The organism is Mycobacterium yunnanensis, assembly GCF_025823185.1.
GTDB lineage: Bacteria > Actinomycetota > Actinomycetes > Mycobacteriales > Mycobacteriaceae > Mycobacterium > Mycobacterium yunnanensis.
The window spans coordinates 14,588-36,499 of record NZ_JACKVK010000013.1 but is presented as its reverse complement, the minus strand read 5'-3'; the positions used below and the strand labels follow the sequence as shown (position 1 = coordinate 36,499).

General features: G+C 69.8%; 23 protein-coding genes and 1 pseudogene. 23 read left to right on the top strand and 1 reads right to left on the bottom strand.

Annotated features, from left to right (window positions below):
* Window positions 1-7 precede the first annotated feature (7 nt).
* From H7K45_RS23840 to H7K45_RS23815, 6 genes are read left to right on the top strand one after another with little or no spacing between them, the layout of a single operon-like run.
* Entirely contained in the window at window positions 8-391 is a 384-nt protein-coding gene (locus tag H7K45_RS23840) for a PPOX class F420-dependent oxidoreductase (protein ID WP_263998526.1), read from the top strand.
* Window positions 391-780 carry a PPOX class F420-dependent oxidoreductase gene (locus H7K45_RS23835; RefSeq protein ID WP_263998525.1) on the top strand — a complete coding sequence of 130 codons (390 nt, stop codon included), beginning with the start codon at window positions 391-393 and terminating at the stop codon, window positions 778-780. The genes H7K45_RS23840 and H7K45_RS23835 overlap by 1 nt, the downstream gene beginning before the upstream one ends.
* Before the next feature lie 33 nt (window positions 781-813).
* On the top strand, window positions 814-1,296 hold the full coding sequence (locus H7K45_RS23830; RefSeq protein ID WP_263998523.1) for an FxsA family protein: 483 nt from the start codon (window positions 814-816) through the stop codon (window positions 1,294-1,296).
* Window positions 1,293-2,906, top strand: coding sequence for an amidohydrolase (locus H7K45_RS23825; RefSeq protein WP_263998522.1), 1,614 nt, complete (start codon window positions 1,293-1,295; stop codon window positions 2,904-2,906). Before H7K45_RS23830 ends, H7K45_RS23825 begins: the two co-directional genes overlap by 4 nt.
* Window positions 2,899-4,557 (top strand): apolipoprotein N-acyltransferase, encoded by a 1,659-nt coding sequence (gene lnt / locus H7K45_RS23820; RefSeq protein ID WP_263998521.1) that lies wholly within the window; start codon window positions 2,899-2,901, stop codon window positions 4,555-4,557. Before H7K45_RS23825 ends, lnt begins: the two co-directional genes overlap by 8 nt.
* A gap of 24 nt (window positions 4,558-4,581) precedes the next feature.
* Window positions 4,582-5,343 (top strand): polyprenol monophosphomannose synthase, encoded by a 762-nt coding sequence (locus H7K45_RS23815; RefSeq protein WP_263998519.1) that lies wholly within the window; start codon window positions 4,582-4,584, stop codon window positions 5,341-5,343.
* Here H7K45_RS23815 and H7K45_RS23810 read toward each other — a convergent pair.
* Window positions 5,340-5,684 carry an RNA polymerase-binding protein RbpA gene (locus H7K45_RS23810; RefSeq protein WP_263998518.1) on the bottom strand — a complete coding sequence of 115 codons (345 nt, stop codon included), beginning with the start codon at window positions 5,682-5,684 and terminating at the stop codon, window positions 5,340-5,342. The genes H7K45_RS23815 and H7K45_RS23810 overlap by 4 nt on opposite strands.
* Window positions 5,685-5,807: 123 nt before the next feature.
* Here H7K45_RS23810 and H7K45_RS23805 point away from each other — a divergent pair, with 123 nt between their 5' ends.
* The 17 genes and pseudogenes from H7K45_RS23805 to H7K45_RS23725 all read left to right on the top strand — a co-directional run bounded on the left by H7K45_RS23805 (window position 5,808) and on the right by H7K45_RS23725 (window position 21,897).
* Window positions 5,808-6,149 carry a hypothetical protein gene (locus H7K45_RS23805; protein ID WP_263998516.1) on the top strand — a complete coding sequence of 114 codons (342 nt, stop codon included), beginning with the start codon at window positions 5,808-5,810 and terminating at the stop codon, window positions 6,147-6,149.
* A 145-nt stretch (window positions 6,150-6,294) separates the two neighbouring features.
* Window positions 6,295-6,621, top strand: a pseudogene (locus H7K45_RS23800) (winged helix-turn-helix domain-containing protein); the annotation flags it as partial.
* A 278-nt stretch (window positions 6,622-6,899) separates the two neighbouring features.
* Window positions 6,900-7,445, top strand: a complete 546-nt coding sequence (locus tag H7K45_RS23795; RefSeq protein ID WP_263998515.1) for a sigma-70 family RNA polymerase sigma factor — start codon at window positions 6,900-6,902, stop codon at window positions 7,443-7,445.
* Window positions 7,442-8,137, top strand: coding sequence for a hypothetical protein (locus H7K45_RS23790; protein WP_263998514.1), 696 nt, complete (start codon window positions 7,442-7,444; stop codon window positions 8,135-8,137). The genes H7K45_RS23795 and H7K45_RS23790 overlap by 4 nt, the downstream gene beginning before the upstream one ends.
* Window positions 8,138-8,244: 107 nt before the next feature.
* Window positions 8,245-8,997 carry an ABC transporter permease gene (locus H7K45_RS23785; RefSeq protein ID WP_372512658.1) on the top strand — a complete coding sequence of 251 codons (753 nt, stop codon included), beginning with the start codon at window positions 8,245-8,247 and terminating at the stop codon, window positions 8,995-8,997.
* Window positions 8,994-9,731 carry an ABC transporter ATP-binding protein gene (locus H7K45_RS23780; RefSeq protein ID WP_263998513.1) on the top strand — a complete coding sequence of 246 codons (738 nt, stop codon included), beginning with the start codon at window positions 8,994-8,996 and terminating at the stop codon, window positions 9,729-9,731. The genes H7K45_RS23785 and H7K45_RS23780 overlap by 4 nt, the downstream gene beginning before the upstream one ends.
* A gap of 34 nt (window positions 9,732-9,765) precedes the next feature.
* Complete coding sequence (locus tag H7K45_RS23775) at window positions 9,766-10,800, top strand: ABC transporter substrate-binding protein (protein ID WP_263998512.1); 1,035 nt, start codon at window positions 9,766-9,768, stop codon at window positions 10,798-10,800.
* 7 nt (window positions 10,801-10,807) lie between these two features.
* A complete protein-coding gene (locus tag H7K45_RS23770) occupies window positions 10,808-11,902 on the top strand; it encodes an LLM class flavin-dependent oxidoreductase (RefSeq protein ID WP_263998511.1) in 1,095 nt (364 codons plus the stop codon).
* Window positions 11,903-11,926: 24 nt separating this feature from the next.
* On the top strand, window positions 11,927-12,499 hold the full coding sequence (locus tag H7K45_RS23765; protein WP_263998510.1) for a hypothetical protein: 573 nt from the start codon (window positions 11,927-11,929) through the stop codon (window positions 12,497-12,499).
* 42 nt (window positions 12,500-12,541) lie between these two features.
* Window positions 12,542-13,591 carry a phenylalanine--tRNA ligase subunit alpha gene (gene pheS / locus H7K45_RS23760; RefSeq protein ID WP_263998509.1) on the top strand — a complete coding sequence of 350 codons (1,050 nt, stop codon included), beginning with the start codon at window positions 12,542-12,544 and terminating at the stop codon, window positions 13,589-13,591.
* A complete protein-coding gene (gene pheT, locus H7K45_RS23755; RefSeq protein ID WP_263998508.1) occupies window positions 13,591-16,077 on the top strand; it encodes a phenylalanine--tRNA ligase subunit beta in 2,487 nt (828 codons plus the stop codon). The genes pheS and pheT overlap by 1 nt, the downstream gene beginning before the upstream one ends.
* Before the next feature lie 29 nt (window positions 16,078-16,106).
* Window positions 16,107-17,156: an N-acetyl-gamma-glutamyl-phosphate reductase gene (argC, locus tag H7K45_RS23750; protein ID WP_263998507.1), complete on the top strand. Its 1,050-nt coding sequence runs from the start codon at window positions 16,107-16,109 to the stop codon at window positions 17,154-17,156.
* A complete protein-coding gene (gene argJ / locus H7K45_RS23745) occupies window positions 17,153-18,385 on the top strand; it encodes a bifunctional glutamate N-acetyltransferase/amino-acid acetyltransferase ArgJ (protein ID WP_263998506.1) in 1,233 nt (410 codons plus the stop codon). Before argC ends, argJ begins: the two co-directional genes overlap by 4 nt.
* Window positions 18,382-19,314: an acetylglutamate kinase gene (gene argB, locus H7K45_RS23740; RefSeq protein ID WP_263998505.1), complete on the top strand. Its 933-nt coding sequence runs from the start codon at window positions 18,382-18,384 to the stop codon at window positions 19,312-19,314. Before argJ ends, argB begins: the two co-directional genes overlap by 4 nt.
* Window positions 19,311-20,501, top strand: a complete 1,191-nt coding sequence (locus H7K45_RS23735) for an acetylornithine transaminase (RefSeq protein ID WP_263998504.1) — start codon at window positions 19,311-19,313, stop codon at window positions 20,499-20,501. Before argB ends, H7K45_RS23735 begins: the two co-directional genes overlap by 4 nt.
* Complete coding sequence (gene argF, locus H7K45_RS23730) at window positions 20,498-21,424, top strand: ornithine carbamoyltransferase (protein WP_263998503.1); 927 nt, start codon at window positions 20,498-20,500, stop codon at window positions 21,422-21,424. The genes H7K45_RS23735 and argF overlap by 4 nt, the downstream gene beginning before the upstream one ends.
* Window positions 21,355-21,897 (top strand): arginine repressor, encoded by a 543-nt coding sequence (locus tag H7K45_RS23725; protein ID WP_372512629.1) that lies wholly within the window; start codon window positions 21,355-21,357, stop codon window positions 21,895-21,897. The genes argF and H7K45_RS23725 overlap by 70 nt, the downstream gene beginning before the upstream one ends.
* Window positions 21,898-21,912 lie beyond the last annotated feature (15 nt).

Here is a 21,912-nt window from a genome sequence, read left to right as displayed (position 1 = left end):
TCACCACATGGCCCCCACGTTCGCCGAGGTCGCGAAGTCCGAGTACGTGCTGTTGACGACGTTCACCAAGGACGGCCGGCCCAAGCCGACGGCCATCTGGGTCGCGCCGGACGACCGCGGTCGCGTCGTCGCCATCACCCAGGAGAAGTCCTGGAAGGTCAAGCGCATCCGCAACACCCCGCGCGTCACCATCGCCGAGTGCGATCGCGGCGGCAAGCCCAAGGGGGAGTCCGTCGAGGCGGTCGCGGCGATCCTGGACAAAACCGAGACGCCGAAGGTCTACGACGCGATCGGCAGGCGCTACGGCATCGTCGGCAAGCTGTTCAACGTCTTCAGCAAGCTCAAGGGCGGCATGAAGAACAACGTGGGCATCGAACTGAAGGCCAGCTAGTGCCCACCTTCGAGGACGTCTACCGCGAGAAGTACCTGCTGCTGACCACGTTCACCAAGGACGGTCGGCCCAAGCCGACGCCCATCTGGGGCGTGCCGGAGGGTGACAAGCTGTTGATCAGCACCGACAAGGGGTCGTGGAAGACCAAGCGCATCAACAACACTCCGCGGGTGACGATCCAGAAGTGCGGGGTGCTCGGCAAGGTGAAGGGCGAACCCGTCGAGGCCGTCGCGCGCATGCTGCCAGAGTCGGAGACGCGGCGGGTGTTCGATCTGGCGACCAAGCGCTTCTGGTATCACGCCTGGTGGTGGATCCCGCAGGCGCTGATCCGCGGCGGCGTGGACAAGGTGCACGCCGCCATCGAGGTTCGCGCGATCGATTCACCCTAGGAACCGTCGGGCCGTGCGAAACGTTGACCGGGCATGGCAATGCGGCTCTTCCTGATCTACGTCCTCGTCGAGTTGGCGGTCGTGGTGGCCCTGGTCTCCACGATCGGCTTCGGGTGGACCTTCCTGCTGGTGGTCGGCACCTTCGTCGCGGGCCTGGTGGTGGCCGGCTCGCAGGTGAAGGGGCAGATTCAGCGGCTGCAGAGGGGGCTCTCGGAGCCCAGGGGCGCGGTGTCCGACGGCGCCCTGGTGGCGCTGGGCGGCGTGCTGACCGTCGTCCCCGGCCTGGTCACCTCCGTGCTGGGGCTTCTGCTGCTCGTGCCGCCCACCCGTGCCCTGGCCCGCCCCGTCGTGGCGGCGGTGGCCGCCCGTAGCCTCGGTCGAATGCCAATCATCGTCACCCAGACCGGAGGTGCGCCGTTCCGCGCCCGTAGAAGCACCGATTACGTCGACGGCGAAGTGGTCGACGTGACCGACGTGGAGCAGGCGCGCCTGCCCCGGCACCCCGACGTCGCTTGACGACGCTGCTGCTCGGCGGCCAGGTCTACACCCCGGCCATGCCCGACGCCACGGCGATCGCGATCAGCGACGGGCCCGACGGCGTCGTCGCCTGGGTGGGCACCGACGACGTCGGCCGTCGGCAGTTTCCCGACGCCATGGTGGTCGACCTCGACGGCGGTTTCGTCACTCCGGCGTTCGTCGACGCCCACGTCCACGTCACGGCGACCGGTCTCGCGCTGGTGGGGTTGGACCTGCGCGCCGCGACGTCGCGAGAGCATGCGTTGCGGCTCGTCGGCGACTACGCCCGCCGCCATCCCGACGGACCCGTCTGGGGTCACGGCTGGGACGAGTCGCGGTGGCCGGAGGGCACGGCGCCGACCACCGCCGACCTCGACGGGCTGCTCGGCGACCGGCCCGCGTACCTGGCGCGGGTGGACGTGCACTCCGCGGCGGCGTCGACCGCCCTGCGCAGGACCGTCCCCGGGTTGACCGACGCCGCCGGGCATCACGACCAGCAGCCGCTGACTGCCGACGCCCACCACCTGGTGCGCGCCGCGGCTCGCGCGTCGCTGACCCCCGGTCAGCGCCGCGAGGCCCGGGTGGCGGCTTTGGACGCGGCGGCCGGCTGCGGCGTCGCCGCGGTGCACGAGTGCGCCGGGCCCGACATCGGGGGCGCCGACGACTGGCGGGAACTGCACGCGCTCGACCACGGCGTCGAGGTCGTGGGCTACTGGGGTGAGGCGGTCACCACCGCCGCCGCGGCCCGAGGACTGGTCGATGAGTTGGGCGTCCGCGGTCTCGCCGGTGATCTCTTCGTCGACGGGGCGCTGGGCTCGCACACCGCGTGGCTGGGCGAGCCCTATGCCGACGCCCCCGGGTGCGTCGGCAACGCCTATCTCGACGGCGCCGCCGTGGAGGCCCATCTGGACGCGTGCACCGAGGCCGGAATCGCGGCGGGCTTCCACGTCATCGGCGACGCCGCCGTCACGACCGTGGTGGACGCCGTGGCGCGGGTGGTCGAACGGCGCGGAGCCCCGGCCGTGGCACGGTGTGGCCATCGGCTCGAACACCTCGAGATGGTGTCCGAGGAACAGGCTGCCCAGCTCGGCAGCTGGGGTGTGATCGCCAGCGTGCAACCCAACTTCGACGCCCTGTGGGGCGGCGCCGACGGCATGTACGCGCGGCGGTTGGGTGCGCACCGCGCGGCTCTCCTGAACCCGCTGGCGCTGTTAGCATCCCAAGGCGTGCCACTCGCCTTCGGTTCCGATTCGCCGGTCACCGGCATGAACCCGTGGGAGACCATCAGGGCCGCAACCACCCATCACACGTCGGGCAGCGCAGTGTCGGCGCGGGCGGCGTTCGCGGCGGCCACCCGCGGCGCGTGGCGCGCCGGCGGCGTCCGCGACGGGGTGGCCGGCACGTTGGCGCCTGGCGCGCCCGCAACCTACGCGGTGTGGGACGTCCCGGGGGGTCTCGGAGCCCTCGAGGTCGCCGCGCCCGCCGACACCGTGGCCCGGTGGTCCACCGACCCGCGATCGCGAATCCCCGCCCTGCCTCGGCTCGCCCCGGATGCGCTCCTGCCGACCTGTCGTCAGACGGTGCACCGGGGTGTCACCATCCATGGCTGATCGCGCGGTGGTGGCCCGCCTGCTGGGCGCATTGCAGCCGCGTGCCGTGCGCCTGACCGCGGCCATCGCCGCCGGCATCCTGGTGTGCGTCAGCTTCCCGCCCTTTGGATGGTGGCCCGCCAGCTTCGTCGCCTTCGGCCTGCTGGCGTGGCTGCTGACCCGGCCGGCCACCACGACGGTGGGTGGGTTCGGGTACGGATTCCTGTTCGGGTTGGCGTTCTACGTCCCCCTGCTGCCCTGGATCAGCGGTTTCGTCGGGGCCGTGCCGTGGTTGGCGCTGTCGGCGATGGAGGCGCTGTTTCCCGCCGTCTTCGGACTCCTCGCCGTCGTGGTGCGCCGGCTACCCGGCTGGCCGGTGTGGTTCGCCTGCCTGTGGGTGCTCGGTGAGTGGCTCAAGTCGACGGTCCCGTTCGGCGGCTTTCCCTGGGGGCTTGTCGGTTACGCGCAGGACGACGGGCCGTTGCTCGTCGTCGCCCACTTCGGCGGCGTGCCGCTGGTGTCCTTCGCCGTGGCGCTGATCGGGTTCGGCCTCGCGGCCATCGTGATGGAGGCCGTCCGCTGGTGGCAGACCGACCACCACAGCGGCCGGGTCGACCTGCCGGCGATCCTGGTGCCGGGGGCCGGCGTCGCGCTCGTGCTGGTCGTCGTCGCCCTCGCCACGCCCTTCGTGCGGCAGTCCGCGGTGGGTGCGGCCGACGACTCCGCCACGACCGTCGCCGCGGTGCAGGGCAACGTGCCGCGCCTCGGGCTGGACTTCAACGCCCAGCGCCGCGCCGTGCTGGACAACCACGTGCGGGAGACGATGCGCCTGGCGGAGGACGTCCGCGCGGGCCGCGCGCCGCAACCCGCCGTCGTGGTGTGGCCCGAGAACTCCTCGGACATCGACCCGATCGTCAACCAGGACGCCGCCGACCAGATCGCCGGCGCCGCCGACGCCATCGCCGCCCCGATCCTGGTGGGGGCGGTCGTCGCAGCACCCGGTTACACCCCACAGGACCCGGAGGCGACCAACACGGTGATCGTGTGGGACCAGGCGACCGGGCCCGGTGAGCGACACGACAAGAAGATCGTGCAGCCGTTCGGGGAGTACCTGCCGTGGCGCAGCTTCTTCCGCAAGTTGTCGTCCTTCGCCGATCGGGCGGGCTACTTCGTCCCCGGCTCGGGCAACGGCGTCGTCCACGCCGCAGGCATCCCCATCGGGGTGACGACGTGCTGGGAGGTCATCTTCGACCGCGCCGCCCGCGAATCGGTGCTCAACGGGGCCCAGTTCCTGGCCGTCCCCACCAACAACGCCACGTTCGACGAGTCGATGAGCGCCCAGCTCCTGTCGTTCGCGCGGCTGCGGGCAGTCGAGCACGACCGCTTCGTCGTCGTCGCGGGCACCGTCGGAATCAGCGCCGTGATCGGGCCGGACGGTCGGGAGCTAGGCCGCACCGACTTCTTCACCCCCGCCTACCTCGACTCCCAGATCAGGCTGAAGTCCAGCCTCACGCCCGCAACCCGCTGGGGCCCCGTCGTGCAGGGCGTGATCGTGATCGCCGGGGTGGGGGGTTTCGTCTGGGCCATGCTGCACAATGGTCCGCTGGCGGATAAGTTCGCGCGGCGCCGTCACGAGGCGCCGGCTGCCGAGAAGTCCACGACGAAGGAGTGACATGACCGACGAGCGAGACCGCGCATGATGCCGGGTGGCGACCGCCCCAGTCAGCGCACGCTGGTCATCATTCCGACCTACAACGAGCGCGAGAACCTTCCGTTGATCGTCGGTCGGGTGCACGCGGCGCGGCCGGACGTGCACGTGCTGGTGGTCGACGACGGCAGTCCCGACGGCACCGGTGAGCTGGCCGACGAGCTGGCCCTTGCCGATCCCGATCGCATTCACGTGATGCACCGCACCGCCAAGAACGGTCTTGGTGCGGCGTACCTGGCGGGCTTCGCCTGGGGGCTTGGCCGGGCGTACTCCGTACTGGTGGAGATGGACGCCGACGGCTCGCACGCACCCGAGGAGCTGTACCGGTTGCTCGACGCGGTCGACGCGGGCGCCGACCTGGCCATCGGTTCGCGCTACGTCGACGGGGGCACCGTGCGCAACTGGCCGCGGCGACGAATGATGTTGTCGCGCACGGCGAACGGCTACTCCCGCATCTCGCTCGGGGTGGACGTCAACGACATCACCGCGGGCTATCGGGCCTACCGCCGCGAGGTGCTCGAGAAGATCGACCTCTCGGCCGTGGACTCGAAGGGCTACTGCTTCCAAGTCGACCTGACGTGGCGCACCATCAGTGCCGGCTTCACCGTCGCAGAAGTGCCCATCACGTTCACCGAACGTGAATTGGGCAAGTCGAAGATGAGCGGCTCCAACATCCGCGAGGCGATCTTCAAGATCGCCGAGTGGGGCATCCGCGGGCGCCTCGACCGCGCCCGCGGAGTCGTGCGCTAGCTGCTGGCGCCGCGGCGACGGGTCTTGATGATGTCCAGCCGCTCCTTGAGCAGTTCGTCGAGTTCCTCGACCGAGCGACGCTCCAGCAGCATGTCCCAGTGCGTGCGCGGGGGCTTGACCTTCTTGGGCTCGGGCACGTCGCCGTCGATGAGCGTGCCCTCCATGCCGTTGCGGCAGGGCCAGGTGCCGGGAATCTCGGCCTCGTCGGCGAAGGGGACCTCGAACTCCTCGCCGTTGTCGGTCCGGTAACGCGCCATCTGCCGGGGCGCCAAGTCGTGGTTGCGGTCGGTTTCGTAGCTCACGGCTCCGAGTCGGCTACCCCTCAAGACACGATCAGCCATGGTTCTCACTCCTCTTCCTGCGAACGTTCCGGGGATGTCAACGCAGCCGTGTGGCTCGAAGTTCCCGACGCGAGTGTCCATGATACCGGGGCCACGCGGGTCAGCCGTTTACAGTCGAGTGCCGTGGCACCAGAAACGCGACGGCGACGCCGAGTTCAACCGTGCCGCTGGTGTGGTCGCGAGGTGCCGGACGCGGGTGTGGGCCGGCGACGTCAGTACTGCCGTCAGTCGTGCCGCCAACGGGCCTACGAGCAACGCGCCATGGTCAAGGGCACGCCGCTGGCGCCCGATTCGGTGGTGCTGTCCGCCGATGAGGCCGCGCAGCTCTCCGATCGCGTCTACCAGGTCAGGTGTGCCGCAGAGGACGTGGCCACGGCCCTCGAGGAGGGCGCCGACGGGTCCGAACTCCGTGAGCTGTGCGACGCGCTGATGCGGGCTGCAAAGGCGGCCGACGGCTGGCGCTGAAGATTCGTGCCAATTCGGCTGAACCATCTGGCGTGGTCGCCCGTCGTTCCTCCTGACAGCACCTCGAAGGGGGTGTAACGCCAGAAGGGATACCGTGACCGTGCTATCGCCGCTTACGTCGACTGACTCCGCGATCGAGCCCGCCGTGTGGTACTTCGGTGACTTCGTCCTGGACCTGCCTCGCTACGAACTCCGGCGCGACGGGGTTTCCATTCCCGTCGAGCCGCAGGTGTTCGACGTGCTGACACAGCTCGTCAAGCATCACCACCGGGTCGTGACCAAGATCGAACTGTTCGACGCCGTGTGGGGCGGGAAGTTCGTGGGGGAGGCCGCGCTGTCCAGTCGCATCAAGGCGGTTCGACGCGCCCTCGGTGACGACGGTGTCTCGCAACACGTGATTCGTACCGTCCGCGGGCGGGGATACCAATTCGTCGGGGTGTTGCACACCGAGGACGAAACGGCCGCGGAGCCCGACGACTCCGGGGCCGACGCGGTCTCCGGGGTCGTGCTCGACATCCGATGCCTGCGTTCGCGCCACGCGCGCAGTCACGGCAACCGCTACCGCGTGGCACGGTCGACGCGGCGCCGAGAGTTTCACGGGCCGCCGAGGTGAGGGCGCAGGCCAGGACGCCTCGTCAGACGGGGAATCAAACGGGAGAGTGGGTATGTTTCACATACGTTCGCCGCATCGACGCGCAGCTCGAGCCGTCAACCGCGTGAACCACGGACCGACAGAGGAACTAGCTCACGATGACGGACTCTTCACCCGAGCCGCGGCAGACGGTCGATCCGGCCAACGCCGAGTTGCTGAAGGTCATCCACGACGAGCACGGCCCGGCCTTGAACCGATTCGTCCTTCGTCTGACCCGAGGCGACCGGGAATTCGCCGAGGACGTCGTGCAGGAATCGCTGCTGCGGTTGTGGCAGAACGAGACGATCCTGACCACGTATTCGCAAGACTCGACGCGGGCGTGGCTGCACACAGTCGCCAGGAACCTGGTGATCGACGATCGGCGCAGCTCGCGCTACAAGCGCGAGTTTCAGACCGACGTGGTCCCCGAACGAAGCGCACCGGACATCTTCGGCCCTGCGGTCGACAAGTGGGTCGTCTCCGATGCCCTGCGATCGCTGAGCCCTGAGCATCGGACCGTGCTCGTGCGCGCTCACTACCTAGGACAAACCGCCGTCGAGATCGCCCACCACGAGGGCATCCCGCCGGGAACCGTCAAATCTCGACTGCATTACGCCTTGCGCGCGCTCCGCGTCGCCTTGGAGGAAAGGGGGGTCGTCAAATGACCTCCGAACGCGACATGGCCGAATGGGATGCCGCCTACCTGCTGGGTGCCCTCTCGGCCGAGGAAGCCGCCGAATACGAACGACACCTCGCCGTCTCGGGCGAACCCGCCGAACTGCGCGACGGCGCCGAGCTCACCTCGATCCTCGACGTGCTCTCACCCGAGGAGGCCATGGCTCTGCTCGACGCCGAGCCGGCGCCTCGGCGCGAGGAGGCGCCCGCCGCGCCCGCGTCGTTCGCCGCGGCGACGCAGCGACGTCGCGAACGTTCCCGCGGCTCCCGGTGGGTGACCACGCTGGCTTCGGCGGCTGCCTTCCTGCTCATCGGCGGCCTGGTCGGGTACGCCGTCATCCCCCGTCAGTCCTCCGACGGTGTCGATCTGCAGGCGATGGCGGCCGGCCAACGACAGGGGGTGACGGCCTCGCTGGCGCTCTCGGAGGAGCCGTGGGGCACGCGCCTGGACTGGGAGTGCCAGTACACCAAGGACTGGGCGGTCAAGGCCACCGGCTACGACCTGGTCGTCACCACGAAGCAGGGCGCCGAGTCCGTCGTCGCCTCGTGGCGTCCGTCGGGCGTGGAGAAGCAGGCCTCGAATCTCGCTGCCGCCACGGTGATTCCGAAGTCGGACATCCGCACCGTGACCATCCGGGAATCCGGGTCGCCGACCCCGCTCGCGGTCACCACCCTGGCCTGAGCTGCGTTCGGCTCAGAGCGAGTCGAAACCTTCCGCGGCGGCGCGGCGCTCCGTAGCGTCGCACCATCGTGACCGCCTCCCTCGTCGTACCTCCGCCCGTTGCCCGGGTGAAGCGGCGAAGGTGGGGGCTAATCCGGTTGGCCTCGCCAATCGCGCTACTGGCGCTCTGGCAGCTCGGCAGCGCACTCGGACTGATTCCTCAGGACGTCCTCCCCGCCCCGTCCCTGATCCTCGAGGCAGGGGTCGAGCTCGTCAGAAGCGGTGAACTCGTCGACGCCCTCGCCGTGTCGGGTGTCCGAGTGCTGCAGGGATTGCTCCTCGGCGGGCTGGTTGGCGTGGTCCTCGGCACCGCCGTGGGGCTCTCGCCATGGTTCGAGGCCACCGTCGACCCGCCGATGCAGATGGTCCGGGCGTTGCCCCACCTCGGCCTGATTCCGCTGTTCATCCTCTGGTTCGGCATCGGCGAACTGCCCAAGGTGCTTCTGGTGGCGCTCGGCGTCAGCTTCCCGCTGTACCTCAACACCTTCTCCGCGATCCGACAGGTCGACCCCAAGCTGTTCGAAACCGCTCAGGTGCTTGGCTTTTCGTTCTGGCAGCGGTTCCGCACCATCATCGTGCCCAGCGCCGCACCCCAGGTGCTCGTCGGGTTGCGTCAATCCCTGGCCATCGCGTGGCTCACGCTCATCGTGGCCGAGCAGATCAACGCCGACAAGGGCATCGGCTACCTCATCAACAACGCCCGCGACTTCCTGCGCATCGACGTCATCATCTTCGGGTTGGTGGTCTACGCCATGCTCGGCATCGGGACGGATGCCATCGTGCGGGCCGCCGAACGCCGTGCGTCGAGGTACCGCTCGTGACGGTCACCTCCGAACGCCGGACCGGAGTCGCCGGCGAACTTCGTCACGTCGACAAGTGGTACGGCGAGCACCACGTGCTGGATGACGTGTCGGTGCGCATCGGGCACGGCGAGATCGTCGCGCTCATCGGGCGCAGTGGCTCCGGGAAGTCGACGGTGCTCCGCGTGCTGGCCGGCCTGTCCACCGACCACACCGGCGAGCGCGTGGTCACCGGGCCGCCGGCGTTGGCGTTCCAGGAGCCGCGGCTCTTCCCGTGGCGCGACGTCCGAACCAATGTGGGGTACGGGTTGACCCGCAGCCGACTGCCCGCGGCCGAGAGGACGGCTCGCGCCGACCGGGCGTTGGCCGACGTCGGTCTCGGCGACCGCGGCACGGCATGGCCCCTGACGCTGTCCGGTGGACAGGCGCAGCGGGTGTCCTTGGCGCGAGCCCTGGTGGCCGAACCGGAACTGCTGCTGCTCGACGAACCGTTCGGTGCCCTCGACGCGCTGACACGGCTGACGATGCGGGCGCTGCTGTTGACGTTGTGGCGTGAACACGGATTCGGGGTGCTGCTGGTGACCCACGACGTCGACGAAGCGGTGGCCTTGGCCGACCGGGTGCTGGTCCTCGACGAGGGTCGCGTGTCGCACGAGCTGGTCGTCGACGACGCCCGGCGGTCGCCGTCGGATCCCTCGCGCAACACCGAGCGCTACCGGGCCGTGCTGCTCGACGAGCTCGGCGTCGAACTCTGACCACTGTGCCGTCGATTCACGAGGGGGAACCGTCATGTCCGCATCCAGACGAGTGATCGCGCTGCGCGTCACAGCGGTGCTGACGCTGGTTGCAGTGCTGGCCGGCTGCGTGTCGCGAGAGGAGAACGCGGGCACGCAGGAGGCGCCGGCCACGGTGCCGTTGTCCGAGCTGTCGGACGTGACGCTGCAGATCGGCGACCAGAAGGGCGGCACCGAGTCGCTGCTCAAGGCCGCGGGCGTCCTGACCGACCTGCCGTACCAGGTGGTGTTCTCCACCTTCACCTCGGGACCACCGCAGATCGAGGCCGCGACGGCGGGCAAGATCGACTTCGCCATCACCGGCAACACTCCGCCGATCTTCGGCGCCGCCTCGAACGCCAAGGTCAAGGTGGTGACGGCCTACGAGAACGGCGGCGACGGCGACCGCGTCCTGGTGCGGGCGGACTCGCCGATCAAGACCGTCGCCGACCTGCGCGGCAAGAGCGTGGCCGTCGGCAAGGGCAGCTCCGCGCACGGGCACATCCTGGCGCAGCTGCAGAAGGCGGGTCTCACCCCCGCGGACGTGAAGCTGGTCTTCCTGCAACCCGCCGACGCGCTGACCGCCTTCACCAGCGGGCAGGCTGACGCCTGGGCGATTTGGGATCCGTACACCGCGCAGGTGGAACAGCGGGTGCCCGTGCGAAGCATTGCCCAGGCCACCGGTGTCACCAACGGGGCCGGATTCGGCATCGCGTCGGACGCCGCCCTCGCCGACCCGAAGCGCAACTCGGCGCTCGGCGATCTGCTGGTGCGCTACGCGAAGGCAACGCGCTGGGCGCAGGACCACCCCGAGGAATGGGCCGCCAAGTACTCGGCGGCGGTGGGCCTGTCCCTACCCGTCGCGACCGCCGCGCAGGGCCGCAGTTTGCGCTCCTCGACGGAGCTGTCCGGCCCGCTGGTCGACTCGGAGCAGAAGCTGGCCGACCTGTTCGCCGAGACCAAGCAGATCGCGTCTGCGCCGACGTTCGCCGACTGGGTCGACCACCGCTACGACGACGTACTCAAACCCTTTCTGACGAAGGCCAATTAGGAGTTCCATGTCGACGGCCAAGTTCTTCTGGTTCCTGCCCACCAGCGGCGACAGCCGTTCCATCGTCGCGTCGTCGCACGCGTCGTCGAACCAGGTCGTGCCGCCGAACTATCGGCCACCGAGCCGTGGCTACCTCGCCGAGGTGGCCCGTGCGGCCGACCGGCTCGGCTTCGAAGGCGTGCTGACACCGACCGGAACATGGTGCGAGGACGCGTGGTTGACCACGGCGGCCCTGTTGGCCGAGACCGAGCGGCTGAAGTTCCTCGTCGCGTTCCGGCCCGGGCTGGTTCCGCCCACGCTGGCCGCCCAGCAGGCGGCGACCCTGCAGCGGTTCTCGGGCGGCCGCGTGCTGCTCAACATCGTGACCGGCGGCGACGACGTCGAGCAGCGGCGCTTCGGCGACTGGCTCGACCACGACGAACGCTACGCTCGCACGGGCGAATTCCTGCACATCGTCGACTCGGTCTGGCGAAACGGACCGCTGGACTTCACGGGCGAGTACTACCACGTCGAGAACGCGATGGTGTCCGCCCCGCCGGACCCGTTGCCGCAGTTCTACTTCGGGGGATCCTCTCCGGCTGCGCTGCCCATCGCGGCCCAACACGTCGACGTCTACCTGACGTGGGGCGAGCCACCGCAGGCAGCGGCCGCCAAGATCGCGAAGGTACGCGAACTCGCGGCGGCGCGGGGGCGCACCCTGCGATTCGGCATCCGTCTGCACACCATCAGTCGGGACACCTCGGCCGCCGCCTGGGCGGTGGCCGACGAGCTCGTCGCCGGGCTCAGCGCAGACCAGATCGCCAAACAGACTGCGCTGCACGCCAGTTCGCAGTCAGAGGGGCAGCGGCGCATGACGGCGCTGCACGGTGGCCGGCTCGACGATCTCGAGATCTACCCCAACCTGTGGGCAGGGGTGGGGTTGGTGCGCGGGGGAGCGGGCACGGCGCTGGTGGGCAGCCACGAGGAAGTGGCGAACCTCATCGTCGAGTACCACTCGCTGGGGTTCGACGAGTTCATTCTCTCCGGCTACCCCCATCTGGAGGAGGCGCACTGGTTCGCGGAGGGTGTGCTGCCACTGCTCGTGCAGAAGGGTGTCGCCTGAGGGTTGGTTGGCTACCCTCCAGTGGTGGATGAATGGTTCGAACACAGCCCCTTCGTCGGGTTCGTGCCGTGGATCATCTACTGGGTGGTGGCCGAGGGACCCAGCACGTGGATGTTCGGCGCGCTGTGCGCGGTGCTGTCGGCGATCATCCTCGGCATCTCCATGGGGCGCGGGGGACCACGGTTGCTCGAGCTCGTCACCATCGGGTTCTTCGTCGCGGTGACGGCGGCGGGCGTCGTGCTGGGGGCCACGGACCGCGACTGGATGGACACCTACGCCACGACGTTGTCCAGTGGCGTCCTCGCGGTGATGGCACTGGTGTCCATGGCGTTCACGCCGTTCACCGAGCAGTACGCGAAAATGGACCGGCCCCTGCAGGATTGGGAGAAGCCGGCCTTCCGGCAGACCAACCGGGTGCTGACGTTGATGTGGGCCTTGGTGTTCGCGTTGATCTCGACGCTGGGCTTCGTGGCCACCCGGGTGCCGGAGACCGTGGACTGGACCAACTGGGTGATCCCGGTCGTCGTCATCGTCGGCGCGGTGGGGATGACGCAGGCCTACCCGGCCCGGGTCCGCGAACGGGCCCGTCCGACGTGAGGGTAGCGCGGCTCACAGCCAACCCGTGGCTATGATCGCCGGGTGGTAGATCAGCCGGACTCGTCGGCACTTTCCGAGGAAGCGCTGACCAGCGCCGTGGACGCGGCGCGCGAAGCCTTCGAACGTGCGGGTGACCTCGACGCCCTGGCCCGAGCCAAGACCGAGCATCTGGGCGACAAGTCGCCCATCGCGCTGGCACGTCAATCGCTGGGGGCACTGGACAAGACCCAGCGGGCCGAGGCCGGCCGGCGCGTCAACGTGGCGCGCACCGGTGCCCAGGAGGCGTTCGACGCGCGCATCGACGTGCTGCGTGCCGAGCGGGACGCCGCCGCCCTGGTCGCCGAACGCATCGACGTGACGTTGCCGTCGACGCGCCAGCCGATCGGCGCCCGTCACCCCATCACCATCCTCGCCGACCACGTCGCGGACGTCTTCGTCGCGATGGGCTGGGAGCTGGCCGAGGGACCCGAGGTCGAGACCGAGCAGTTCAACTTCGACGCCCTGAACTTCCCGCCCGACCACCCTGCGCGCAGCGAGCAGGACACCTTCCAGATCGCCCCCGACGGGTCACGTCAGGTGTTGCGCACCCACACCTCGCCGGTGCAGATCCGTGCTCTGCTCGAACGCACGCTGCCGGTCTACATCGTCTCCATCGGCCGGACGTTTCGCACCGACGAACTCGACGCGACCCACACGCCGGTGTTCCACCAGGTCGAGGGCATGGCCGTCGACCGCGGGCTGACGATGGCCAACCTGCGCGGCACGCTGGACGCGTTCGCGCGTGCCGAATTCGGGCCGCACGGCCGCACGCGCCTTCGCCCCCACTTCTTTCCGTTCACCGAGCCGTCGGCCGAGGTCGACATCTGGTTCGAGGACAAGAAGGGCGGTCCCGGCTGGGTCGAGTGGGGTGGCTGCGGGATGATGAACCCCAACGTCCTGCGCGCGTGCGGGATCGACCCCGACGAGTACTCCGGATTCGCGTTCGGCATGGGTCTGGAGCGAACCCTCCAGTTCCGCAACGGCATTCCGGACATGCGAGACATGGTCGAGGGTGACGTCCGGTTCTCCCTGCCGTTCGGGGTGGGCGTCTGATGCGCGTTCCCTACAGCTGGTTGCGTGACGTCGTGCGCGCCGGCGCCCCCGACTGGGACGTCTCTCCCGAGGAACTCGAGCGCGCGCTCATCGGCATCGGACACGAGGTCGAGGAGATCGTCCCCGTGGGTCCGGTGTCGGGTCCGCTGACGATCGGGCGGGTCGTCGAGATCGAGGAGCTCACCGGGTTCAAGAAGCCCATCCGCGCCTGCAGGGTCGACGTCGGAGAACCCGAGCCACGCGACATCGTCTGCGGCGCAACCAACTTCGCCGTCGGAGACCTTGTCGTCGTCGCGTTGCCCGGCACCGTACTGCCGGGGGACTTCACGATCGCCAAGCGCAAGACCTACGGCCGCACCTCCGACGGGATGATCTGCTCGGCCTCCGAGCTCAACCTGGGCACCGACCACGCCGGGATCATGGTGTTGCCGCCGGGCACCGCCGAGCCCGGCGACTCCGCAGTCGACGTGGTCGGCCTCGACGACGTGGTCTTCCACCTCGCGATCACCCCGGACCGGGGCTACTGCCTCTCCATCCGCGGAATGGCCCGTGAACTGGCCTGCGCCTACAACCTCGAGTTCGTCGACCCCGCCGCGGTCCCGCCGCTGCCCGTCACCGGTGAGGCCTGGCCGGTGTCGGTCCAGCCTGGCACGGGTGTTCAGCGCTTCAGCGTGCGGCCGGTGGTCGGCATCGATCCCACGGCCGTGTCGCCGTGGTGGATGCAGCGCCGCCTGCTGCTCAGCGGCATCAGGGCCATCTCTCCCGCGGTCGACGTGACCAACTACGTGATGGTGGAGCTCGGGCACCCCCTGCATGCCCATGACCGCAGCCTTATCAGCGGCGCCTTCGACGTGCGCTTCGCCGAGCAGGGGGAGGAGGTCGTCACCCTCGACGACGTGACGCGCACCCTCGACGCGGGCGACGTGTTGATCGTCGACGACGTGGCCACCGCCGCCCTCGGCGGGGTGATGGGCGCCGGCACCACCGAGGTGCGCGACACCACCACCGACGTGCTGCTCGAGGCGGCAGTGTGGGATCCGGCGACGGTGTCACGTACGCAACGCCGTCTGCATCTGGTGTCGGAGGCGAGCCGGCGCTACGAGCGCACCGTCGACCCGGCGATCTCCGTCGCCGCGCTCGACCGCAGCGCCGCGCTGCTGGCCGATATCGCCGGTGGCACCGTCGAACCCTCTCTCACCGACTGGCGCGGCGATCCGCCTCGCGAGGACTGGTCGCCCCCGGCGGTCCAGATGCCGGTGGACTTGCCCGACCGTCTGGCCGGTGTGGCGTATCCCGCGGGTGCCACCGTGCGACGGCTGACTCAGATCGGGTGTCGCGTCACGGAGTCCGACGGCGTGGTCACCGTCGTGCCGCCGAGTTGGCGCCCCGACCTTCGCCAGCCCGCCGACTTGGTCGAGGAGGTGTTGCGGCTGGAGGGTCTGGAGAAGATTCCGTCGATCCTGCCGACGGCGCCCGCCGGTCGGGGTCTGAGTCCAACGCAGAAGCGGCGACGTGCCGTTGGAAAGGCGTTGGCGCTCAACGGCTTCGTCGAGATCTTGCCGACGCCGTTCCTGCCCGCCGGCGTCTTCGACGTGTGGGGGCTGCCCGCCGACGATCCCCGGCGCGCCACGATGTCCGTACTGAACCCGCTCGAAGCCGATCGGCCCCAGCTCGCCTCGACGCTGCTGCCCGGCCTTCTGGAGGCGTTGATACGCAACGTCTCCCGCGGCGCCGTCGACGACGCGCTCTTCGGCATTCAGCAGGTGGTGCTGGCCACTCCCCAGACCAAGGCGGTCGACCGGCTGCCCGTCGACCGTCGCCCCACCGAGGCCGAGATGGCGACGATCGACGGCGCGCTGCCGCGCCAGCCCTTACACGTCGGCGCGGTGCTGACCGGTCTGCGCGAGCCTGCCGGTCCGTGGGGCCCCGGTCGCCCGGTGGACGCCATGGACGCCTTCGAGGCAGTGCGCGTGATCGGCCGGGCCTGCCACGTCGAGTTCGAATTCCGGGCCGCGCAGCAGTTGCCATGGCATCCCGGGCGGTGCGCCGAGATCGTCTACGACGGGCAGGTGATCGGGTATGCCGGTCAGCTGCATCCCGCCGTCATCGAGCGCTCAGGACTGCCCAAGGGCGTGTGCGCACTGGAGTTGGACCTGAGCGCGGTGCCCGTCGTCGAGCCGTTGCCTGCCCCGTCGGTGTCGCCGTTCCCGGCGGTGTTCCAAGACGTCAGCCTGATCGTGGCCGATGACGTCGCCGCGCAGTCGGTGGTCGACGCCGTCCGCGAGGGCGCGGGCGCGCTACTGGAGGACGTCCGCATCTTCGACGTCTACACCGGCCCGCAGGTCGGCGAGGGCCACAAGTCCGTGGCGCTGGCGCTGCGGTTCCGGGCTGCCGACCGGACCCTTACCGAGGACGAGGCGAGCGCGGCGCGCGACGCCGCCGTCGAGGTCGCAGTGGCCCGGGTGGGCGCCGTGCAACGCCGCTGATAAATGAATTTGCACCTGCACGCATAAACATGCAGAATCGCAGCATGACCTCTGTGGCGGTGGCCGGTGCGAGCGGCTATGCGGGCGGCGAGATCCTTCGGCTGCTGCTGGGCCACCCCGCCCTGGCCGACGGACGCCTGGAGATCGGCGCGCTCACGGCCGCGGCCAGCGCCGGCACCTCTCTCACCGAACACCATCCCCACCTGCTGCCGCTGGCCGACCGGGTCTTGGAGCCCACCGAGGTCGACGTGTTGGCCGGCCATGACGTCGTGTTCCTGGCTCTGCCGCACGGACATTCGGCGGCCCTGGCCGAGCAACTGGGCCCCGACACCCTGATCGTCGACTGCGGCGCGGACTTCCGGCTGACCGATCCCGCGGCCTGGGAGCGCTTCTACGGGTCGACGCACGCGGGCAGCTGGCCCTACGGGTTGCCCGAATTGCCCGGCGGCCGTGAGGCGTTGCGCACCACCAAGCGGATCGCCGTGCCCGGCTGCTATCCGACGGCCGCCCTGCTCGCTCTGCTACCCGCGCTCGCCGAGCACCTCGTCGAGCCGGCCGTGACCGTGGTCGCGGTCAGCGGCACCTCCGGGGCCGGACGCGCTGCCAAGGTCGACCTGCTCGGCTCCGAGGTCATCGGCTCGGCGCGCGCCTACGGCGTCGGCGGCACGCACCGCCACACCCCCGAGATCGCCCAGGGTCTTCGCACGGTGACCGACGAGGACGTCACCGTGTCCTTCACCCCGGTGCTGATTCCGACCTCCCGCGGCATCCTCGCCACGTGTACCGCCAAGACCACGGCGTCGCAGTCGGAGATTCGGGCCGCCTACGAGAAGGCCTACGGAGGTGAACCGTTCGTGCATCTGCTTCCCGAGGGTCGACTGCCGACCACAGGTTCGGTGATCGGCAGCAACGCTGCGCAGGTCGCAGTGGCCGTCGACGCGGACGCCGGTGTGCTGGTGGCGCTGTGCGCGATCGACAACCTCGTCAAGGGAACCGGAGGGGCGGCCGTGCAGTCGATGAATATTGCGCTGGGATGGGAAGAGACGGAAGGGCTTTCGATCGTGGGTGTAGCGCCGTGACCGGAGGGCAGGAGCGAAGCGACCGGGGGAGTCGGACCCGGCTGATCCGCAATCAGGGCGTCACCGCGCCGTCGGGCTTCCGGGCGACCGGTATCGCCGCGGGCATCAAGGCCTCCGGCAAGCCCGACCTTGCCCTGGTGGTCAACGAGGGCCCCGACCTCGCCGCGGCCGCGGTGTTCACCCGCAACAAGGTCAAGGCCGCCCCGGTGCTCTGGACCCAGCAGGTGATGACCACCAAGCGTCTTCGGGCCGTCATCCTCAATTCCGGTGGTGCCAATGCCTGCACCGGCCCGCTTGGCTTTCAGGACACGCACGCCACGGCCGAGGCCGTCGCCGACGCCCTGTCGAATTGGGGCACCGAGACCGGCGCGATCGAGGTCGCGGTCTGCTCGACCGGGCTCATCGGGGACCGGCTCCCGATGGACAAGGTGCTCGGAGGCGTCAAGGACGTCGTGCAGGAGATGGCTGGCGGGCTTACCGGCGGTGCCGAGGCGGCCCAGGCCATCATGACCACCGACACCGTGCCGAAACAGGTTGCGCTGCACCACGACGGCGACTGGACGATGGGCGCGATGGCGAAGGGCGCCGGCATGATGGCGCCGTCGCTGGCGACCATGCTGTGCGTGATCACCACCGATGCCGTCGCCAACTCCGACGCTCTCGACCGGGCACTGCGTGCCGCGGCGGGGCGCACCTTCGACCGGCTCGACATCGACGGCAGCTGCTCGACCAACGACACCGTGCTGCTGCTGGCCTCGGGCGCCAGTGAGATCACCCCGACGCAGGACGAACTCGACGCCGCCGTCTTGGCCGTCTGCGACGACCTTTGCGCGCAGCTGCAAGCCGACGCCGAGGGCGTCACCAAGCGGGTGTCGATCACGGTGACCGGCGCGGCCGACGAGGCCGACGCGGTCGTCGCGGCCCGGGTCGTCGCCCGCGACAGCCTGGTCAAGACGGCGCTGTTCGGCTCCGACCCCAACTGGGGCCGGGTGCTGGCCGCGGTGGGGATGGCGCCGGTCGACATGGCGGCCGATCGAATCAGCGTGTCGTTCAACGGCACTCCTGTGTGCGTCGACGGCGCCGGCGCTCCGGGCGCGCGTGAGGTGGACCTCTCCGGGGCCGAGATATCCGTGGTGGTCGACCTCGCGGTCGGGACGGGTCAGGCCACGGTGCGGACCACCGACCTCTCCCACGCCTACGTCGAAGAGAACTCGGCCTACAGCTCGTGACGGCCTCCACCCACACCAAGGCCGCCGTCCTGGCCGAGGCACTGCCGTGGCTCACGGCGCTTCACGGGAAGATCGTCGTCGTCAAGTACGGCGGCAACGCCATGACCGACGACACCCTCAAGACCGCGTTCGCCGCCGACATGGTGTTCCTCCGCAACTGCGGCATCCATCCGGTGGTGGTGCACGGCGGTGGCCCGCAGATCAGCGCCATGCTCACCAAACTGGGCATCGCAGGCGACTTCAAGGGCGGATTCCGCGTCACCACGCCCGAAGTGCTCGACGTGGCCAGGATGGTGCTCTTCGGTCAGGTGGGCCGCGAACTCGTCGGCCTGATCAACGCCCACGGTCCGTATGCCGTCGGCATCACAGGTGAGGACGCGCAGCTGTTCACCGCGGTGCGCCGCAGCGTCCTCGTCGACGGTGTGCCCACCGACATCGGGCTGGTCGGGGACGTCGCCAAGGTCGACGTCACCGCCGTGACGGACCTCATCGACGCCGGGCGCATTCCGGTCATCTCCACGGTGGCTCCCGACGCCGACGGCGTGGTCCACAACGTCAACGCCGACACCGCCGCCGCCGCCCTGGCCGAGGCGCTGTCGGCGACGAAGCTGCTGATGCTCACTGACGTCGAGGGCCTCTACACCAGCTGGCCCGACCGCACGTCGCTGGTCAGCGAGATCGACGCCGCCACCCTGACCGACCTGCTGCCGACGCTCGAGGCGGGCATGGTGCCCAAGATCGAGGCCTGCCTGCGGGCGGTCGCAGGCGGGGTGCCCAGCGCTCACGTGATCGACGGCCGGGTGGAGCACTGCGTGCTGGTGGAACTGCTGACCGACGAAGGCTCGGGAACCAAGGTGACCCGGGGCGAGCGGAGCGACGGGAGAGGTGTCCGGGGCGAGCGGAGCGACGGGAAGGGTGCACCCAGATGACGAATACCGAAGTGCTGCAAGCACGTTGGCAGGCCGTGATGATGGACAACTACGGCACGCCCGCGGTCGCCCTGGTCAGCGGTGACGGTGCGGTCGTCACCGACGCCGACGGCAAGACCTACGTCGACCTGCTCGGCGGCATCGCCGTCAACGTGCTGGGGCACCGGCACCGCGCCGTCATCGACGCGGTGACCACCCAGCTCGAGACCCTCGGTCACACCTCCAACCTGTACGCCACCGAACCGGGCGTCGCCCTCGCCGAGGCGCTCGTCGCGCACCTCGGCGGCGACGTGCCCGCGCGGGTGTTCTTCTGCAACTCCGGCACCGAGGCCAACGAGGTCGCGTTCAAGATCTCGCGGCTGACCGGCCGCACCAATCTGGTGGCCGCCGAGAACGCCTTCCACGGTCGCACCATGGCCTCGCTCGCGCTGACCGGTCAACCCTCCAAGCAGGCACCGTTCGCACCCCTGCCCGGCAACGTGACCCACGTGCCCTACGGCGACGTCGCCGCCCTCGAACGAGTCGTGGACTCCGACACCGCCGCGGTCTTCCTCGAACCGATCATGGGGGAGGGCGGGGTGGTCACGCCGCCGCCGGGCTACCTGACCGCGGCGCGTGAGATCACCGCGCGGCACGGTGCCCTGCTCGTCCTCGACGAGGTGCAGACGGGGGTGGGACGTACCGGAACGTTCTATGCCCACCAGCACGACGGCATCACCCCCGACGTCGTCACCCTGGCCAAGGGCCTCGGCGGCGGTCTGCCCATCGGCGCCTGCCTGGCGATCGGCGAGGCGGCGACACTGCTGACGCCGGGTCTGCACGGCAGCACCTTCGGCGGCAACCCGGTCTGCACGGCCGCGGCCCTCGCGGTGCTCCGGACGCTGACGGAGGAGGACCTGGTGTCGCGGGCCGATGTGCTCGGCAAGGTCATCGCCCACGGTGTGGAGGCCATCGGCCACCCCCTCGTCGACCACGTTCGCGGCCGCGGTCTGCTGCGCGGCATCGTGCTGACCGCACCCAAGGGCAAGGCGGTCGAGGCCGCGGCCCGCGACGCCGGTTTCCTCGTCAACGCCGCGGCGCCAGACGTCATCCGGTTGGCACCGCCGCTGGTGGTCACCGACGCCCAGATCGACGCGTTCCTGACCGCGCTGCCCACCGTTCTCGACACAGCCCAGGAGACCTCGTGACCGTCCGGAACTTCCTACGCGACGACGACCTCTCACCCGCCGAGCAGGCCGAAGTCCTCAGCCTCGCAGCCGAATTGAAGAAGGCGCCGTTCAGTGCGCGCCCGTTGGAAGGTCCGCGGGGTGTCGCGGTCATCTTCGAGAAGAACTCCACCCGTACCCGGTTCTCCTTCGAGATGGGCATCGCCCAGCTCGGCGGTCACGCCGTCGTCGTGGACGGTCGCAGCACCCAGCTGGGCCGCGAGGAGACACTGGAGGACACCGGCGCGGTGCTCTCGCGCTACGTCGACGCGATCGTCTGGCGGACGTTCGCCCAGGAACGGCTGACCGCCATGGCCACCGGCGCCACGGTACCCATCGTCAACGCGCTGTCCGACGAGTTCCACCCCTGCCAGGTGCTCGCCGACCTGCAGACGCTGGCTGAGCGCAAGGGCGAGCTGCGGGGATTGAAGATGACCTACTTCGGTGACGGCGCCAACAACATGGCGCACTCGCTGATGCTGGGCGGGGTGACGGCGGGAATCCACGTGACCATCGCCGCCCCAACGGGTTTCGAGCCGGCGCGGCAATTCGTCGCCGCCGCGGAACGCCGCGCCGCCGAGACCGGGGCCAGCGTGACCGTCACCTCCGACGCCAAGGCCGGCGCCAAGGGTGCCGACGTCCTGGTGACCGACACCTGGACGTCGATGGGCCAGGAGAACGACGGCCTGGACCGCGTGCGGCCGTTCCGGACGTTCCAGGTCAACGACGCGCTGCTCGAGCAGGCCGACCCGGATGCGGTGGTGCTGCACTGCCTGCCCGCCCACCGTGGTCACGAGATCACCGACGACGTCATCGACGGACCGCGCAGCGCCGTGTGGGACGAGGCGGAGAACCGGCTGCACGCGCAGAAGGCGTTGCTGGTGTGGCTGTTGGATCAGTCGTGACCACCTCGACCAGGGCGGGGCGGCAGGCGCGCATCGTGTCGCTGCTGTCTTCGCACTCGGTGCGCAGCCAGAGCGAGCTTGCGGCGATGCTGGCCGGCGAGGGCATCGAGGTCACCCAGGCGACCCTCTCGCGCGACCTCGAAGAGCTCGGGGCGGTGAAGTTGCGCGGCGTCGACGGCGGCACCGGGGTGTACGTCGTCCCCGAGGACGGCAGCCCCGTGCGCGGCGTGTCCGGCGGCACCGAGAGGGTCACCAAGCTGCTCGGTGAGCTGCTGGTGTCCACCGACGCCAGCGGCAACCTCGCGATCCTGCGCACCCCGCCGGGTGGGGCGCACTACCTGGCCAGCGCCATCGACCGCTCGTCGCTGCCCTACGTCGTCGGCACGATCGCCGGGGATGACACCATTCTGGTCGTGGCCCGCGAACCCATGACCGGCGCCGAGCTCGCCAGCACGCTCGAACGACTTCAGTAACCAGCCCGAGAACCA

Excerpts from the sequence above, each read along its gene's own strand:
- argC (WP_263998507.1), top strand. The coding sequence starts at position 16,107 with ATGCAGAATCGCAGCATGACCTCTGTGGCGGTGGCCGGTGCGAGCGGC.
- H7K45_RS23840 (WP_263998526.1), top strand. The coding sequence starts at position 8 with ATGGCCCCCACGTTCGCCGAGGTCGCGAAGTCCGAGTACGTGCTGTTG.
- H7K45_RS23790 (WP_263998514.1), top strand. The coding sequence starts at position 7,442 with ATGACCTCCGAACGCGACATGGCCGAATGGGATGCCGCCTACCTGCTG.
- H7K45_RS23795 (WP_263998515.1), top strand. The coding sequence starts at position 6,900 with ATGACGGACTCTTCACCCGAGCCGCGGCAGACGGTCGATCCGGCCAAC.
- H7K45_RS23830 (WP_263998523.1), top strand. The coding sequence starts at position 814 with ATGGCAATGCGGCTCTTCCTGATCTACGTCCTCGTCGAGTTGGCGGTC.
- H7K45_RS23770 (WP_263998511.1), top strand. The coding sequence starts at position 10,808 with ATGTCGACGGCCAAGTTCTTCTGGTTCCTGCCCACCAGCGGCGACAGC.
- pheT (WP_263998508.1), top strand. The coding sequence starts at position 13,591 with ATGCGCGTTCCCTACAGCTGGTTGCGTGACGTCGTGCGCGCCGGCGCC.
- H7K45_RS23815 (WP_263998519.1), top strand. The coding sequence starts at position 4,582 with ATGATGCCGGGTGGCGACCGCCCCAGTCAGCGCACGCTGGTCATCATT.
- H7K45_RS23810 (WP_263998518.1), bottom strand. The coding sequence starts at position 5,684 with ATGGCTGATCGTGTCTTGAGGGGTAGCCGACTCGGAGCCGTGAGCTAC.
- lnt (WP_263998521.1), top strand. The coding sequence starts at position 2,899 with ATGGCTGATCGCGCGGTGGTGGCCCGCCTGCTGGGCGCATTGCAGCCG.
- H7K45_RS23775 (WP_263998512.1), top strand. The coding sequence starts at position 9,766 with ATGTCCGCATCCAGACGAGTGATCGCGCTGCGCGTCACAGCGGTGCTG.
- H7K45_RS23735 (WP_263998504.1), top strand. The coding sequence starts at position 19,311 with ATGACGAATACCGAAGTGCTGCAAGCACGTTGGCAGGCCGTGATGATG.